Annotated in this window: 12 protein-coding genes; 3 read left to right on the forward strand and 9 right to left on the reverse strand. The window is 63.1% G+C overall.

Annotation, left to right across the window (positions count from 1 at the left end; all coding sequences use genetic code 11):
- Nucleotide 1 precedes the first annotated feature (1 nt).
- The 4 genes from QRN22_RS17420 to QRN22_RS17435 form a co-directional block, all read right to left on the reverse strand.
- Nucleotides 2-787: a Na(+)-translocating NADH-quinone reductase subunit C gene (locus tag QRN22_RS17420; RefSeq protein WP_042555607.1), complete on the reverse strand. Its 786-nt coding sequence runs from the start codon at nucleotides 785-787 to the stop codon at nucleotides 2-4.
- Nucleotides 780-1,991 (reverse strand): NADH:ubiquinone reductase (Na(+)-transporting) subunit B, encoded by a 1,212-nt coding sequence (locus QRN22_RS17425; protein WP_042555606.1) that lies wholly within the window; start codon nucleotides 1,989-1,991, stop codon nucleotides 780-782. The genes QRN22_RS17420 and QRN22_RS17425 overlap by 8 nt, the downstream gene beginning before the upstream one ends.
- A gap of 3 nt (nucleotides 1,992-1,994) precedes the next feature.
- Entirely contained in the window at nucleotides 1,995-3,332 is a 1,338-nt protein-coding gene (locus QRN22_RS17430) for a Na(+)-translocating NADH-quinone reductase subunit A (protein ID WP_042555605.1), read from the reverse strand.
- A gap of 352 nt (nucleotides 3,333-3,684) precedes the next feature.
- Nucleotides 3,685-5,133: a glyceraldehyde-3-phosphate dehydrogenase gene (locus QRN22_RS17435; RefSeq protein WP_042555604.1), complete on the reverse strand. Its 1,449-nt coding sequence runs from the start codon at nucleotides 5,131-5,133 to the stop codon at nucleotides 3,685-3,687.
- Between the two features lie 152 nt (nucleotides 5,134-5,285).
- Here QRN22_RS17435 and mfd point away from each other — a divergent pair, with 152 nt between their 5' ends.
- Complete coding sequence (gene mfd / locus QRN22_RS17440) at nucleotides 5,286-8,729, forward strand: transcription-repair coupling factor (protein ID WP_042555603.1); 3,444 nt, start codon at nucleotides 5,286-5,288, stop codon at nucleotides 8,727-8,729.
- A gap of 542 nt (nucleotides 8,730-9,271) precedes the next feature.
- Here mfd and nagZ read toward each other — a convergent pair.
- Nucleotides 9,272-10,270, reverse strand: a complete 999-nt coding sequence (gene nagZ, locus QRN22_RS17445) for a beta-N-acetylhexosaminidase (RefSeq protein WP_197077049.1) — start codon at nucleotides 10,268-10,270, stop codon at nucleotides 9,272-9,274.
- A gap of 310 nt (nucleotides 10,271-10,580) precedes the next feature.
- Nucleotides 10,581-11,285 carry a TetR/AcrR family transcriptional regulator gene (locus tag QRN22_RS17450; protein ID WP_042555601.1) on the reverse strand — a complete coding sequence of 235 codons (705 nt, stop codon included), beginning with the start codon at nucleotides 11,283-11,285 and terminating at the stop codon, nucleotides 10,581-10,583.
- A gap of 263 nt (nucleotides 11,286-11,548) precedes the next feature.
- On the opposite strand from QRN22_RS17450, the gene lexA reads away from it, so the two are divergent.
- Entirely contained in the window at nucleotides 11,549-12,160 is a 612-nt protein-coding gene (gene lexA, locus QRN22_RS17455; protein WP_042555600.1) for a transcriptional repressor LexA, read from the forward strand.
- A 10-nt stretch (nucleotides 12,161-12,170) separates the two neighbouring features.
- A complete protein-coding gene (gene sulA / locus QRN22_RS17460; protein ID WP_042555599.1) occupies nucleotides 12,171-12,629 on the forward strand; it encodes an SOS-induced cell division inhibitor SulA in 459 nt (152 codons plus the stop codon).
- Between the two features lie 83 nt (nucleotides 12,630-12,712).
- On the opposite strand, the gene QRN22_RS17465 is transcribed toward sulA, so the two are convergent.
- The 3 genes from QRN22_RS17465 to topA all read right to left on the reverse strand — a co-directional run bounded on the left by QRN22_RS17465 (nucleotide 12,713) and on the right by topA (nucleotide 16,244).
- The gene (locus QRN22_RS17465; protein WP_042555598.1) at nucleotides 12,713-12,949 is read right to left on the reverse strand and encodes a hypothetical protein; all 237 of its coding nucleotides are present in this window, start codon (nucleotides 12,947-12,949) and stop codon (nucleotides 12,713-12,715) included.
- A 112-nt stretch (nucleotides 12,950-13,061) separates the two neighbouring features.
- The gene (locus tag QRN22_RS17470; protein WP_042555597.1) at nucleotides 13,062-13,583 is read right to left on the reverse strand and encodes a DUF6586 family protein; all 522 of its coding nucleotides are present in this window, start codon (nucleotides 13,581-13,583) and stop codon (nucleotides 13,062-13,064) included.
- Between the two features lie 54 nt (nucleotides 13,584-13,637).
- Entirely contained in the window at nucleotides 13,638-16,244 is a 2,607-nt protein-coding gene (gene topA / locus QRN22_RS17475; protein ID WP_042555596.1) for a type I DNA topoisomerase, read from the reverse strand.
- Nucleotides 16,245-16,251: the final 7 nt, after the last annotated feature.

Raw genomic sequence — 16,251 nt, forward strand, 5'->3', positions numbered from 1 at the left:
ATCAAGCCTCCCCTGCGCCGAGCTTCTTGATGAACGGGCCGAAGCCGTCCTCACCAAGCCAGAAGTGAATCATGTGAGTCACGCCGTTGGCGGTGATGGTCGCACCGGCGATGGCATCGACCTGATAATCGGCTTGCGGGCTCTGTTCATTGACACTGCCCTTGATGACCCGCAGAGCCGGTTCACCATTCTGGTAGACCTTCTTGCCGACCCACTTGGCCTGCCAGTTGGGGTTGTCGATCTCGCCACCCAGCCCCGGGGTTTCCCCATGCTGGTAGAAGCCCAGGCCGGCGACGGTCTCCAGGTCACTCTGCAGGGCGACGAAACCATACATGGTCGACCACAGGCCGTAGCCGCGCACCGGCAGCACCAGGCGATCCATCTGCCCGTCCTGCTCGATCTGGTAGACCACAGCGTAGTGCTCCCGGCGACGAATCGAGGCGATGTCCTGCCCTTCCGGAATCTGGCTGGACAAGGAGGCATCGGCGATCGACTTGTTCTGGTCGAAGGTATGCGGGTCGAAGGCGTCGCTGTACTCGCCGGTACGCAGATCGACCAGACGTGGGGTGACGCGCGAGGAGAACATTTCGCGCACTTCATCGCTGGACATGCCCGGCTGCCAGAGTTCGGCGATCACCAGTACCGCGCGTTGACGGTCGACCAGCGCATTTTCCTGCTGGGTCGGACGCAGGATCAGCGCCGCGGCCGATACCGCGATCGAGCACACCAGGCACATCACCAGGGTCACGACCAGGGTGCGTGTCGGAGTTTCTTTAATCTTAGACATTACGCGCCAGCCTCCGCTTGATGTTGGCCCGTACCACGTAGTGGTCGATCAGGGGCGCACACAGGTTGCCGAACAGGATCGCCAGCATCATGCCTTCCGGGAACGCCGGGTTGACCACACGAATGATGGTCACCAGCAGGCCGATGAGGATGCCGAAGATCCACTTGCCGGTATTGGTCATGGACGCCGACACCGGGTCGGTAGCCATGAAGATCATGCCGAAGGCGAAGCCCCCGGTGACCAGATGCCAGTACCAGGGCATGGCGAACAGCGGATTGCTTTCCGAGGCGATGGCGTTGAACAACGTGGCGGTGGCGATCATGCCAAGCATGACTCCGGTGACGATCCGCCAGGAGGCGATCTTGGTGATCAGCAGCACCGCGCCACCGAGCAGGATCGCCAGGGTGCCGGTCTCGCCGATGGAACCCGGCATCAGGCCGATGAACGCGTGGGTCCAGGTCAGGCCGTTGTCGATCAGGCTCTCCACGCCACCGCCAGCGACGGCAGTCAGCGCGGTGGCGCCGGCATAGCCGTCCACGGCGGTCCACACGCCATCACCGGAGATCTGCGCCGGATAGGCGAAGAACAGGAAGGCACGACCGACCAGAGCCGGGTTGAGGAAGTTCTTGCCGGTGCCACCGAACACTTCCTTGCCGATCACCACGCCGAAGCTGATGCCCAGCGCGACCTGCCAGAGCGGAATGCTCGGCGGCAGAATCAGCGCGAACAGCACCGAGGTCACGAAGAAGCCTTCGTTCACTTCATGGCGACGGATCGAGGCGAACAGCACCTCCCAGAACCCCCCGACGATGAACGCCGTGAGGTAGACGGGCAGGAAGTACGCCGCCCCCTGGATGAAGTTGTCCCACAGGCTGCTCGGGTCGAAACCGCCCAGCGCACCGATCAGCGCGAAGCGCCAGCCGTCTTGAGCGGCCAGCAGTTCCGGGCTCTGCGCATAGACCAGGTTGGCCTGGTAGCCGGTGTTCCACACGCCGAAGAACATCGCCGGGAAGGTACAGGCCCAGACGGTGATCATCATGCGCTTGAGGTCGATGCCGTCACGCACGTGGGCGGTGGTTTTGGTAACGCTGGCAGGACGATAGAAGAAGGTGTCCACGGCCTCATAGAGGGCGTACCACTTCTCGTACTTGCCGCCTTTTTCGAAGTTGTGTTCGATCTTGTCGAGGAATTCACGCACGCTCACGGGTCAACCCTCCTTCTCGATGAGGGCCAGACTATCCCGCAGGATCGGACCGTATTCGTATTTGCCGGCACACACGTAAGTGCACAGCGCCAGGTCTTCCTCGTCGAGCTCCAGGCAGCCAAGCTGCTGGGCCATCTCGGTATCGCCGACGATCAGCGAACGCAGCAGTTGCGTCGGCAGGATGTCCAGCGGCATCACCTCTTCGTAGTTGCCGACCGGCACCATGGCGCGCGGGCTGCCATTGGTGGTGGTCGAGAACGCGAACCGCTTTGCGGCGTTGAGCTTGGACACGAAGATATTGAGGACCGAGTGTTTGTTCACCCCTGCGCGCAGGTAATGCATCAACTCGCGCTCGCTGCCCTCGGCCAGGCAAGACACCTGCAGGTGGTAGCGACCCAGGTAGGAACAGGAACCCCGGGACGTACGCCCCCCCAGCACGGAGCCGGAAATGATCCGATTCTCGCCCGTGGCGAGCTCACCGGCAGTCAGCTCATCGAGGTTGGCACCCAGACGGGTACGCAGCAGACGTGGCCGCTCGACGACCGGGCCGGCCAGGGCGACCACGCGTTCGACCCACAGCCGACCGGTGGTGAACAGTTTGCCGACAGCAATCACGTCCTGATAGTTGATCGTCCAGACACTCTTGCTGGCGCTGACCGGATCGAGGAAATGGATATGGGTGCCCGCCAGACCGGCCGGGTGCGGGCCGGCGAAAGCCTGGCTGCGAACACCCTCGGCCTGTTCGCCCGGAAGGTTCACATCCGGGCCCTTGCACAGGAATACCTGGCCCAGACGAGCCAGCACCTTGAGACCGCTCTCGAAATCGGCCGCGTGCTCGGCGATGATCGGCGCAGGGTCGGCCGCCAACGGGTGGGTATCGATGGCGCTGACGAAGATCGAGCTCGGTACGGCATCGATGGCCGGTACCTTGCTGAATGGCCGCGTGCGCAACGCCGTCCACAGGCCCGACTGCTGCAGATTCTCGCGAACCTGTGCAGCGTCGAGGCTGCTCAACTGGGCGTCGGGAAATTGCGCGAAGGTTTCCTGCTCGTCGCCCTCGAGATCAATGACCACCGATTGCAGCACCCTCTTCTCGCCACGGTGAATCGCGCTGACGATGCCAGCGCCTGGAGCCGTGTACTGGATCCCCTCGGATCGTTTGTCGGAGAAAAGAATCTGACCCAGCTTGACCCGGTCACCCACCTGAACTGCCATGGTGGGTTTCATACCGTGATAATCGAAGCCTATGACAGCGACGCTGCGCACCGGCCTCGATGCTTCGATCTGCTGAGCCGGCGCGCCTGTTATGGGCAAATCCAGCCCACGTTTTATTTTGATCATAGGTCTGCCTAACCACTGAGCTTAAAATTTTTGATACGCACTCAACGAAACGTCAGCCAAAAGGCAGGACGCACGCCAATATCACTATTGCCGCGGGAGATGTTGAGCGCAGGTAAGAAATCTCCGGGATTATAAAGTTGTGCGACAACCTGACGCCACCCAAGCGGTTGGCTTTTTTCGGATTTCCGTTACAGAACGCAACAGGAAATTAACGCCGACGAGCTCGGCGACCGGCGACATAACGCCGCACCGCCCTCCTCCCGGCATCAAAGACAGCAGTGACACGGACAAAACAGCAGGCAAAAAAAATAGGAGCCCGAAGGCTCCTATCTCGTGCTGCGGGTCGCCGTGATCAGCGCGGGAATGCAGGTGGGTTGACGCCTGCCATGTCTTCCATCACGCGAACCACCTGGCAGCTGTAGCCGAACTCGTTGTCGTACCAGACGTAGAGCACGACACGGTTGTCGTTGGCGATGGTGGCTTCGGCATCGACCACACCGGCGTGGCGCGAGCCGACGAAGTCGGTGGACACCACTTCCTGGGAGCTGACGAAATCGATCTGTTTCTGCAGGTCGGAGTGCATGGCCATCTGGCGCAGGTACTCGTTGATTTCTTCGCGACTGGTGGCCTTCTCGAGGTTCAGGTTGAGAATCGCCATGGACACGTTCGGCGTCGGAACGCGGATCGCATTACCGGTCAGCTTGCCCTTGAGAACCGGCAGCGCCTTGGCAGCAGCGGTGGCCGCGCCGGTTTCGGTGATGACCATGTTCAGCGCGGCACTACGACCACGACGGCTGCCTTTATGGAAGTTGTCGATCAGGTTCTGGTCGTTGGTGTACGAGTGAACGGTTTCGACGTGGCCATTGACGATGCCGTACTTGTCGTTGACGGCCTTGAGCACCGGCACGATGGCGTTGGTGGTGCACGAAGCGGCCGAGACGATCTTGTCATCAGCGGTGATTTCGCCGTGGTTGATGCCATGCACGATGTTCTTCAGAGCGCCCTTGCCCGGAGCGGTCAGCACGACGCGATCGACACCTGGGCACTTGAGGTGCTGGCCGAGGCCCTCGGCATCACGCCATACGCCGGTGTTGTCGACGAGCAGCGCATCCTTGATGCCGTACTGGGTGTAGTCGATGGCCGACGGATCCTTGGCGTAGATCACCTGGATCAGGTTGCCGTTGGCGGTCAGGGTGCTGTTTTCTTCGTCGATGGTGATGGTGCCATCGAACTTGCCATGCACCGAGTCGCGGCGCAGCAGGCTGGCGCGCTTGACCAGGTCATTCTCGGCGCCCTTGCGCACGACGATGGCGCGCAGACGCAGGCCGTCGCCACCACCGGTGTGCTCGATCAGAATGCGGGCCAGCAGACGGCCGATACGACCGAAGCCATACAGGACAACGTCGGTGCCTTTGCGCGGCGAGGCGTTCTGCTGGTTTGCCACGTCGGCGAGCTCGTCACGGACGAACTGCTCGATGCTGCGGCCCTGGCCTTCGGCCTTGAACTTGCCGACCATCTTGCCCAGGTCGACGGAAGCTGCACCCAGCTTGAGCTCGCTCATGGCCTTGAGTACGGCGTAAGTATCATGGACGGCCAGGCCATTCTCGTCAGCCTGACGGTGGCGAGCGAAGCGATGCGCCTTGAGGATCTCGATGACCGAACGGTTGATCAGGCTGCGGCCATGGATCGACAGCACCACATTGTTGTTGCGGTATAGCTGACCAATCAGCGGAATCATCGCCTCGGCGAGGGCTTCACGGTCAATCCATTCACCAAGACACTGGTCGGGCTTCTGAGTCACGGCAATACCTTCCACATGTAGGGGCTGAAAAAAGGGGCTACATTATGACGACACACACATTGGTCGGCAATCTGCAGCGGTCGAAACACTGACAGCCATCCTCGCGGATAGTTACAATCGGGGGCCAAATCGTTACCAATCGCGAGCCACCTGTGCCTGTACTGCGTCTGCCGTCCTTGCCGGCCACCGCCGGTAAACAACACTGGGGCAACCTGCCCGGTGCCGCGCTGAGCCTGGCCATTGCCGAAGCGGCCAGCGCTGCGAAGCGCTTCACCCTGCTGCTCACCGCCGATAGCCAGAGTGCCGAGCGCCTGGAGCAGGAACTGAGCTTCTTCGCGCCGGAGTTGCCGGTGCTGCATTTCCCCGACTGGGAAACCCTGCCCTACGACCTGTTCTCGCCGCATCAGGACATCATCTCCCAGCGCATCTCGGCGCTGTATCGCCTGCCCGAACTCAAGCACGGCGTACTGGTGGTGCCCATCACCACGGCACTGCATCGCCTGGCGCCAACGCGCTTTCTGCTCGGTAGCAGCCTGGTGCTGGACGTCGGTCAGCGCATCGACGTCAACGACATGCGCTTGCGCCTGGAAGCCTCCGGCTACCGCTGCGTGGATACCGTCTATGAGCACGGTGAATTCGCCGTGCGTGGCGCGCTGATCGACCTGTTCCCCATGGGCAGCAAGTTGCCGTTCCGCATCGACCTGTTCGATGACGAGATCGAAACCCTGCGCACCTTCGACCCGGAGACCCAGCGCTCCATCGACAAGGTCGAGTCGATCAAGCTGCTGCCGGCACGCGAATTCCCGCTCGAGAAGAAGGCCGTCACCGATTTCCGCGGGCGCTTTCGCGAGCGCTTCGACGTCGACTTCAGGCGCTGCCCGATCTACCAGGATCTCTCCACCGGCATTACCCCGGCCGGTATCGAGTACTACCTGCCGCTGTTCTTCGAAGAAACCGCCACCCTCTTCGACTACCTGCCCCAGGACACCCAGGTGTTCTCGCTGCCCGGCATCGAAAAGGCCGCCGAGCAGTTCTGGGCCGACGCGCGCAACCGCTATGACGAACGCCGCGTCGATCCGGAGCGTCCGCTGTTGCCACCGGCGGATATCTTCCTGCCGGTCGAGGACTGCTTCGCACGCCTGAAGGACTGGCCGCGCGTGGTCGTCAGCGCCGACGACATCGAGCCGGGCGTCGGCCGCACGCGCTTCGAAGCCAGCGCCCTGCCCGATCTGGCGATCCAGGCGAAAACCAGCGAGCCGCTGGCCGCGCTGCGCCGCTTCATCGAGGAATACCCGGGCCGCGTGCTGTTCTGCGCGGAATCCGCCGGGCGCCGTGAAGTGCTGCTGGAGCTGCTGGCGCGCCTGAAGCTCAAACCCAAGGAAGTCGATGGCTGGCCGCAGTTCTGCGCGAGCAAGGAGCGCCTGGGCATCACCATCGCGCCACTCGACGAAGGTCTGCAGCTCGAAAACATCGCGCTGATCGCGGAAAGCCCGCTGTTCGGCCAACGCGTCATGCAGCGCCGGCGTCGTGAAAAGACCCGCGACGGCGGCGACAACGTCATCAAGAACCTTACCGAGCTGCGCGAAGGCGCGCCGGTGGTGCATATCGATCATGGCGTGGGCCGTTACCTGGGCTTGGTGACGATGGAGTTCGATGGCCAGGCCGCGGAGTTCCTCGCCCTGATGTACGCCGAGGAAGCCAAGCTCTACGTGCCGGTCGCCAGCCTGCACCTGATCGCCCGCTACACCGGCAGCGACGATGCCCTGGCGCCGCTGCACCGCCTCGGCTCGGAAGTCTGGCAGAAGGCCAAGCGCAAGGCCGCCGAGCAGGTCCGCGACGTCGCTGCCGAGCTGCTCGACATCTATGCCCGTCGCGCCGCCCGCGAAGGCTATGCCTTCAACGACCCCAAGGCGGACTACGAAACCTTCAGCGCTGGCTTCCCGTTCGAAGAGACGCCGGACCAGCAGAGCGCCATCGAGGCGGTGCGCGACGACATGCTCGCCCCCAAACCGATGGATCGCCTGGTGTGCGGCGACGTCGGCTTCGGCAAGACCGAAGTGGCCATGCGCGCGGCCTTCATCGCCGTACACGGCGGTCGCCAGGTCGCGATTCTGGTGCCCACTACCCTGCTCGCCCAGCAGCACTACAACAGCTTCCGCGACCGCTTCGCCGACTGGCCGGTAACCGTCGAGGTGATGAGCCGCTTCAAGAGCGCCAAGGAAGTCAACGCGGCGATCGAGCAGCTCGCCGACGGCAAGATCGACATCATCATCGGCACCCACAAGCTGCTGCAGGATGACGTCAAGATCAAGAACCTGGGCCTGGTGATCATCGACGAAGAACACCGCTTCGGGGTACGCCAGAAGGAAGTCCTCAAGGCGCTGCGCAGCGAGGTGGACATCCTCACCCTCACCGCCACGCCGATTCCGCGCACCCTGAACATGGCCGTCTCCGGCATGCGCGACCTGTCGATCATCGCCACGCCGCCTGCCCGCCGCCTTTCGGTGCGCACCTTCGTCATGGAGCAGAACAACCCGACGATCAAGGAGGCGCTGCTGCGCGAACTGCTGCGCGGTGGCCAGGTGTACTACCTGCACAACGACGTGAAGAGCATCGAGAAGTGCGCCGCGGATCTGGCCGCCCTGGTGCCTGAAGCGCGCATCGGCATCGGCCATGGGCAGATGCACGAGCGCGAGCTGGAACAGGTGATGGGCGATTTCTACCACAAGCGCTTCAACGTACTGATCGCCTCGACCATCATCGAGACGGGCATCGACGTGCCCAGCGCCAACACCATCATCATCGAGCGCGCCGACAAATTCGGCCTGGCTCAGCTGCACCAACTGCGCGGCCGCGTCGGGCGCAGCCACCACCAGGCCTATGCCTACCTGCTGACGCCACCGCGCAAGCAAATGACCGACGACGCGCAGAAACGCCTCGAAGCCATCGCCAATGCCCAGGACCTCGGTGCCGGCTTCGTGCTCGCCACCCACGACCTGGAAATCCGCGGCGCGGGCGAACTGCTCGGCGACGGCCAGAGCGGGCAGATCCAGGCCGTGGGCTTCACCCTGTACATGGAAATGCTCGAGCGCGCGGTCAAGTCGATCCGCAAGGGCGAGCAGCCCAACCTCGACCAACCGCTGGGCGGCGGGCCGGAAATCAACCTGCGCGTGCCGGCACTGATCCCCGAGGACTACCTGCCGGACGTGCACGCCCGCCTGATCCTCTACAAACGCATCGCCAACGCCACCGACGAGGACGGCCTCAAAGAGCTGCAGGTGGAAATGATCGACCGCTTCGGCCTGCTCCCCGAGCCGGCCAAGCATCTGGTGCGCCTGACCCTGCTCAAGCTGCAGGCCGAGCGCCTGGGCATCAAGAAGATCGATGCCGGGCCGCAGGGTGGGCGCATCGAGTTCGCAGCGGAAACCCCGGTCGATCCGCTGACGCTGATCAAGCTGATCCAGAGCGCGCCGAACCGCTACAAGTTCGAAGGCGCCACGCTGTTCCGCTTCTCCATCCCCATGGAGCGGGCGGAAGAACGCTTCAACACGCTGGAAGCCTTGCTCGAACGCCTGCTGGCGACGGTGAAGGACTGAAAACGATCAGGGCCGCACAAGCGGCCCTGATCGCTTGTGGCCAGTATCGAGCGAAGGGATGACCGAGGCTTGGTGAGGCGGCCTACACCAGCTTCGACACTCGATTTGGTGGGCTAAAGCCCACCCTACACATCAGCCCCGCCGCCACCTCAGCCACCGAGAGTGGCAGCGCGCCAGGCGCGCGAATCGCGGGCACGGCCCGCTCCCACGATGATCCGCTGCGAGCCTTAGAGCTGTAGGGTGGGCTTCAGCCCACCAACTGCCCCGCCACCACCTCAGATCCCGGCAAGCACCGAGAGTGGCAGCGAGCCAGGCGCGAATCCCGGGCACGGCCCGCTCCCACATTGATCCGCTGCGAGCCTTAGAGCTGTAGGGTGGGCTTCAGCCCACCAACTGCCCCGCCACCACCTCAGATTCCGGCAAGCATCGAGAGTAGCGGCGCGCCAGGCCCGCTCCCACATTGATCCGCTGCGATCCTTAGAGCTGTAGGGTGGGCTTCAGCCCACCAACTGGCCATATCACCACCCATACCGGCTTTGCGCTCACTCCACCAACTGCGCTGCCCGCAATGCCGACAACGCCTGAGCCCAGCGCGGGTCCTGGCGATAGTCGGTGCCGGGGAAGGCGCGACGGCGCATGCCGGCCAGGCCTTTGGGCGCAACCACACCCAGGCGTTGGGCTGCCGACAGCGCGAGCTCTGCAGCTGCACGGTCGTTGCACACCAGCCCCATGTCGCAACCGGCCGTCAGGGCCGCCTCGATGCGGCTGGCGGCGTCGCCAACTACATGGGCGCCAGCCATCGACAGATCATCGCTGAAAATCACCCCCTCGAAACCCAGCTCGCCGCGCAGGATGTCCTGCAGCCAGCGGCGCGAGAAGCCAGCAGGCTGACTGTCGACCTGCGGGTAGATGACATGGGCCGGCATCACTGCCGCCAGGTCACGGCTCAGGGCCGCGAAGGGTCGCAGGTCGGTCTGACGGATTGCATCCAGACTGCGCTCGTCGGTTGGAATCGCCACATGGGAGTCGGCTTCCGCCCAGCCATGACCGGGGAAGTGCTTGCCGGTCGCCGCCATGCCTGCCTCCGCCATGCCGCGAATGAACGCCCCAGCCAACTGGGTGGCACGCTCGGGGTCGCCCTCGAAGGCTCGGTGGCCGACCACCGCACTGCGCTGGTGATCGAGGTCCAGCACCGGCGCGAAACTCAGGTCCAGGCCCACTGCCAGGACTTCGGTCGCCATCAGCCAGCCGCACTGTCGCGCCAGATTCTGCGCATCGGCGCAGCCCGCAATGGCGCGCATCGCTGGCAGACGCACGAAGCCTTCACGCAGACGCTGCACGCGGCCGCCCTCCTGATCCACGGCGAGCAACAGATCCGGGCGCACGGCACGAATGGCCTGCGACAGCTCACGCACCTGACGCGGGTTCTCGATATTGCGGGCGAAGATGATCAGGCCGCCGACTTCCGGCTGGCGCAGCAACTGCCGGTCTTCGGCAGTCAGCCAGGTGCCGGCGATATCCACCATCAGGGAGCCATACAGGGGGGTACTCACAACGGGTAATCCTTAATTGAGTGGCCGCCCCGCTCGACCGGAGCGAGGCGCTTCATCGATCAGCGCCACGCCTCGAGCGGGCACCAGGGAAAATCTTGCAGCAGCTCTGCGGTTCTGCCTGCATACATGCAGGAACAGCCATGGGACCGCATCGCACGCACAGGTTCCGTATTCGGCGAGCGAGCAGGCACAGCGATTGGCAAACGCTCGCCCGAACCTGGGCGATGCAGGAAGCAGCGACTGACAGGGGCGCTAGCTTAGGGGCAGCGACAAGCCACCGGCAAGCCGGGCAAGGCGATCAGGCCTTGGTGATGGCCGGGCCCTTGCTGCGCGGGATGATCTGCGCGGCGGCCAGACGCTCGTCGGTCACGCCACTTTCGGAGCGCATGCCCGCGGCGAGAAACGGCACCATCAGGCGCATGACCTGCTCGATGGAGGTATCCACGCCGAAGTCGCTTTCGGCCATGGCGCGCAGCGCCTTGATACCGGACATGCTGAACGCCGCGGCGCCGAGCATGAAATGCACACGCCAGAACAGTTCCAGCGGGGGAATGCCAGGCGCGGCCTCGTGCACCAGCAGCATGTAGCGGCGGAACACCTTGCCGTAGACTTCTTCGAGGTATTTGCGCAGATGCCCCTGGCTCTGACTGAAAGCCAGGCCAAGCAGGCGCATGAAGATGGACAGGTCGTTGCCACTGCGCGGCTTCACCGCCAGGGTCTGCTCGACCAGCAACTCGAGCAGTTCCTCGAGGCTGAAGGTCACTCCGGGCTTGCTCTGGCGCTTGTCGAGTTCACGCTCGAGGCTCGCGCAGAATGGCCCGAGAAAACGCGAGAAGACCGCCTGGATCAGGGCCTTCTTCGAGCCGAAGTGGTAATTGACGGCGGCCAGATTGACCCCAGCCTTGCTGGTGATCAGGCGCAACGACGTCTCGGCGAACCCCTTCTCCGCGAACAATTGTTCCGCGGCATCCAGAATGCGTTCAACGGTTTCCGATTGCGCCATGACATCCATCCGACAAACAAGTGTTTGAAACATACGTTTCAGCGCGCACGCCTGTCAAGTCGCGCAGGCCGTATTCTGGATGCTCAGTCATCATTTGGCGATAGCGTCGCGGCCATCCCGGCCGGGTTTGCACAAAGGCACGCTGAGCATAGCCCGGAACGCCGCCTGGCGGATAACACAGGCGCAACGCACATCAATGGATTGCCAAGCGCCGCTTACTGTATATAATCCCAGTCACTGTATAAAAAGACAGAGCCGCCCACATGATCAAGCTGACGCCCCGCCAAGCCGAAATCCTCGCCTTCATCAAGCAATGCCTGGAAGACAATGGCTACCCGCCGACTCGTGCAGAGATCGCCCAGGCGCTCGGTTTCAAGTCGCCGAACGCCGCCGAGGAACACCTCAAGGCCCTTGCACGCAAAGGCGCGATCGAGATGACCCCGGGCGCCTCTCGCGGCATCCGCATTCCTGGCTTCGAGCCCAATCAGGTCGAGGAAGAAGGACTGCCGGTGATCGGTCGGGTCGCTGCCGGTGCGCCGATCCTCGCTCAACAGCATATAGAGGAAGCCTGCCGGATCAACCCGGACTTCTTCCGCCCCAAGGCCGATTACCTGCTGCGAGTGCGCGGCATGAGCATGAAGGACATCGGCATCGTCGACGGTGACCTGCTTGCCGTACACACCACCAGCGAAGCACGCAACGGCCAGGTCGTGGTCGCGCGCATCGATGATGAAGTAACGGTCAAACGCTTCAAACGTGAAGGCAACACCGTCTGGTTGCTGGCCGAGAACCCAGAATTCGCCCCGATCGAAGTGAACCTGGAAGAACAGGAGCTGATCATCGAAGGCTTGAGTGTCGGCGTCATACGCCGCTAATGGAGGCTTTATGCAGTTCCCTCAGTCACTGAGCCGTACCCAACTTCCGCTGTTCGATGCCTTTCTGGCCTCGACCCTCGCAGTGGTCGAGCCCGAACCGGTAGCCCAGGAAACCACGTTCAGCGAGGTGTCGCTGAGAGGTGCTGCGGGTAACTGTCTGACACTGCTGGCTCCCATGCTGCGGGAACTGAGCGAGAAGGACGACGAACGCTGGCTGACCCTGATCGCCCCACCGGCCAGCCTGACCCAGAGCTGGCTGCGCGATGCAGGCCTGAACCGTGAGCGGATTCTGCTGTTGCACCCGCGCAACAGCCAGAGCGCCCTGCTACTGGCTCAGGAAGCCTTGAAGCTTGGCCGTAGCCATACGGTAGTGAGCTGGTTGCATCCCCTGCCCCAGCACGCGCGCCAGCAACTGGAAGCGGCAGCACGCCTCGGTCAGGCGCAAAGCCTGAACATCAGCCTGGGCTGATCCGCGGTTACAGAGAAATGATCACAACTGAAGCCTCGCTTTTCTACCTGCTCTCCCTCGAGGGGCGCGGGTAGAAAACCGAATCAGTGCAGGACGCGAGGCTGCTCGTCTTCCTGCTCGAAATCGCCCTCTGCCATTCTGCCGGCCATTTGCACGCCGACATTGAGCATCGCCTTGGCGACTTCCACATGCTGGCCCTGGAGAAAGGCCTTGGCATCTTCGGAGAAGTCCAGCACCACCAGTGCTTCCTCATCATCGGCTCGACGCAGGGCAATACGCCCATCGGGCAGTTCGACGATTTCAAGGAAGGAAGTAGGCATAACTCGGATTCTCCACGAAAGGCCGCGCATTGTAGCAGCCGCTCCGCTCGATCGCTTGGCGAAAAAACCGCCAGGTGCTGAACGGGCTTTCAATCAACGGCAAGCGACACGCTTACCATTCGCTGAGGCCGACGCGAAAACGCTGCGCCAGCGCCTTGAGCTCCTGCCGCCAGCTCTCCAGGGTTTCCCGCTCGAGAACAGGCAACTCCTCATCCAGGCTCACCGCTTCGATCAGCGATGTAGCGCCAGGATCGGCCTTGGCTTCACGTGGTGGACGCGGTGGCTTGAACAGTTGCGCATGGGCCGCCAGCAACTGGCCGAGCCAGGTGTGCGCGTTCTCGGACAGCTCCACCAGCTCGGCAAGCTCCGGGGTCGGTGCAGCCGCCAGGTTCTGGCGATCCAGCAGCAGTTCGGCCCGCGCGGCACCGCTGTTCGGCAAGCGATAGAAGCCGGCGATCTCGTGGCAGAGGCCCAATAGCGCCCCATACAGGTGAAACAGCGTGGCCTCTCGCTCGGCCTGCACCAACGCCTGGGCATTCATCGCCCGGCCCTCTTCAGCCTTGCGCCAGGACTCCAGAGAGAGCCCGGCGTAGAAAATCTTCTGATTGGTGCGGGTATACAGTTCGCCAGCCATATGCACTCTCCAGATAGCCTCAGGCACGCTCCACGAGAGCGTGCCTGGCGCGGATCAACGCTTGTCTTCGACCTTCCACTTGCCGCCGTCGAAGAACGCCTTCCAGCCGGTGGGCTTGCCGTCCACTTCGGTCTGTACGTACTGCTCCTTGGTCTTGCGGCTGTAACGGATGACCGCAGCGCGACCTTCAGGATCCTTGGCCGGCGCATCGATCAGGAAGTGGTACTTCGGATCGATCTCGTCCTTGTGCGGGATCAGTTCGAGCACCAGCGGTGCACGGGTCTCGCGGTTTTTCGGGAACTGGCTGGCAGCCAGGAACAAGCCCGAGGCGCCATCACGCAACACGTAGGTGTCATCGACCTTCTCGCACTTGAGCTCCGGCATCTTCACCGCATCCATCTTGGGTGGCGCGGGCTCGCCGCTGCGCAGCAGCTTGCGGGTGTTCTTACACTCGCTGTTGGTGCAGCCGAAGAACTTGCCGAAGCGCCCGGTCTTGAGCTGCATCTGGCTGCCGCACTTGTCGCACTCCAGGCTCGGCCCTTCGTAGCCCTTGATGCGGAACTGGCCCTGCTCGATCTCATAACCGGCGCAGTCCGGGTTGTTGCCGCAGATGTGCAGTTTGCGCGTTTCGTCCAGCAGATAGGCATCCATCGCCGTCGCACAGATCGGGCAGCGGTGCTTGCCAAGCAGTACACGGGACTCGGACTCGCCCTCGTCATCCGCGGCGATCTCGTCACCGGGCACCAGGTTGACGGTGGCCTTGCAGCGCTCCTTCGGTGGCAGGGCATAGCCCGAGCAGCCGAGGAACACGCCGGTGGAGGCGGTACGGATCATCATCGGCCGGCCACAATCGCGGCACGCGATATCGGTCAGCGTTGGCGTGTTGGCACGCATGCCATTGTCGCCATCGGCGGCCACTTCGAGCTTCTTCTTGAAGTCGCCGTAGAACTCGTCGAGCAGGTGCTTCCACTCGCGCTCGCCCTGGGCCACGTCATCGAGGTTCTCTTCCATGCCGGCGGTGAAGCCGTAGTCCATCAGGTCGGAGAAGCTCTCGGAAAGGCGCTCGGTAACGATGTCGCCCATTTTTTCCGAATAGAAGCGGCGGTTGTGCAACGCCACGTAGCCACGATCCTGAATGGTGGAAATGATCGCTGCGTAGGTGGACGGACGACCGATCCCGCGCTTCTCCATTTCCTTGACCAGGCTGGCTTCCGAGTAGCGTGCCGGCGGCTTGGTGAAGTGCTGGCTGGGGTCGAGCTTGATCAGCTTGAGCGCCTCGCCCTCTTTCATTTCCGGCAGCACGGCGTCGTCGCCCGGCTTGCTGATTTGCGGCAATGCGCGGGTGTAACCGTCGAACTTGAGAATACGCCCCTTGGCACGCAGCTCGAACTGGGCGGCAGTGACGGTGACGGTGGTCGACAGGTATTCGGCCGGCAGCATCTGGCAGGCAACGAACTGGCGCCAGATCAGCTCGTACAGGCGCTCGGCATCGCGCTCCATGCCGGACAGCTGGGTCGGCCGCAGATTGACGTCGGAAGGACGAATCGCTTCGTGCGCCTCCTGGGCGCCCTCCTTGCTGGAGTAGACGTTGGGCTTCTCCGGGAGGTATTTCTTGCCGTACTCCCCATCGATGAAGCCGCGCACCATTTCGATGGCATCGGCCGACAGGTTGGTGGAGTCGGTACGCATGTAAGTGATGTAGCCCGCCTCGTAGAGACGCTGGGCCATCATCATGGTCTTCTTCACACCGAAACCGAGGCGCGTGCTCGCGGCCTGCTGCAGCGTGGAGGTGATGAACGGTGCCGACGGCTTGCTGCTGGTCGGTTTGTCCTCACGCTTGGCGATGCTGTAGCTCGACGCCTTGAGGGTCGCCAGCGCTGCCATGGCCTGGGCTTCGTTGAGCGGCTTGAAGGCCGCACCGTTCTCGCGGGCCACTTCGAAGCGCACGTTGGCACCCTTGGCGGTGCCCAGGTCGGCGTGCACTTCCCAGTATTCTTCAGGGACGAACGCGCGGATTTCCTTCTCACGCTCGACCACCAGCTTCACGGCAACGGACTGCACCCGGCCGGCGGACAGGCCACGGGCGATCTTCGCCCACAGCAGCGGCGAAACCATGTAGCCCACCACGCGATCGAGGAAGCGGCGCGCCTGCTGGGCATTGACCCGATTGATATCCAGCTCGCCCGGGGCGGAGAACGCCTCCTGGATGGCCTTCTTGGTGATTTCGTTGAACACCACGCGCTTGTAGCGGCTGTCGTCGCCACCAATGGACTCGCGCAGGTGCCAGGCGATCGCCTCCCCCTCTCTATCCAAGTCGGTCGCGAGATAGATGGTGTCGGCTTCCTTGGCCAGGCGACGCAGTTCCTCGACCACTTTTTCCTTGCCGGGCAGGATCTCGTACTTGGCCTTCCAGCCGTGCTCGGGATCGACGCCCATGCGGTTGAACAGCTGACGCTTGGCCTTTTCCTTGGGCGACAGGGCCGGCGTTTCGCCAGTTGCAGCCTTGCCGCGCTTGGCAGGCTCTTTGGCTGCCGCCCCGCCACTGGTGGGGAGGTCGCGGATGTGGCCGATGCTCGACTTCACCACGTACTGGCTGCCCAGATACTTGTTGATGGTCTTGGCCTTGGCCGGGGATTCCACGATGACCAGCGATTTACCCATGGATTGG

Source organism: Pseudomonas sp. MEJ086 (assembly GCF_030209025.1).
Taxonomy (GTDB): domain Bacteria; phylum Pseudomonadota; class Gammaproteobacteria; order Pseudomonadales; family Pseudomonadaceae; genus Aquipseudomonas; species Aquipseudomonas fulva_A.

Excerpts from the sequence above, each read along its gene's own strand:
- QRN22_RS17465 (WP_042555598.1), bottom strand. The coding sequence starts at position 12,949 with ATGCCTACTTCCTTCCTTGAAATCGTCGAACTGCCCGATGGGCGTATT.
- QRN22_RS17430 (WP_042555605.1), bottom strand. The coding sequence starts at position 3,332 with ATGATCAAAATAAAACGTGGGCTGGATTTGCCCATAACAGGCGCGCCG.
- QRN22_RS17420 (WP_042555607.1), bottom strand. The coding sequence starts at position 787 with ATGTCTAAGATTAAAGAAACTCCGACACGCACCCTGGTCGTGACCCTG.
- lexA (WP_042555600.1), top strand. The coding sequence starts at position 11,549 with ATGATCAAGCTGACGCCCCGCCAAGCCGAAATCCTCGCCTTCATCAAG.
- sulA (WP_042555599.1), top strand. The coding sequence starts at position 12,171 with ATGCAGTTCCCTCAGTCACTGAGCCGTACCCAACTTCCGCTGTTCGAT.
- QRN22_RS17450 (WP_042555601.1), bottom strand. The coding sequence starts at position 11,285 with ATGGCGCAATCGGAAACCGTTGAACGCATTCTGGATGCCGCGGAACAA.
- topA (WP_042555596.1), bottom strand. The coding sequence starts at position 16,244 with ATGGGTAAATCGCTGGTCATCGTGGAATCCCCGGCCAAGGCCAAGACC.
- QRN22_RS17470 (WP_042555597.1), bottom strand. The coding sequence starts at position 13,583 with ATGGCTGGCGAACTGTATACCCGCACCAATCAGAAGATTTTCTACGCC.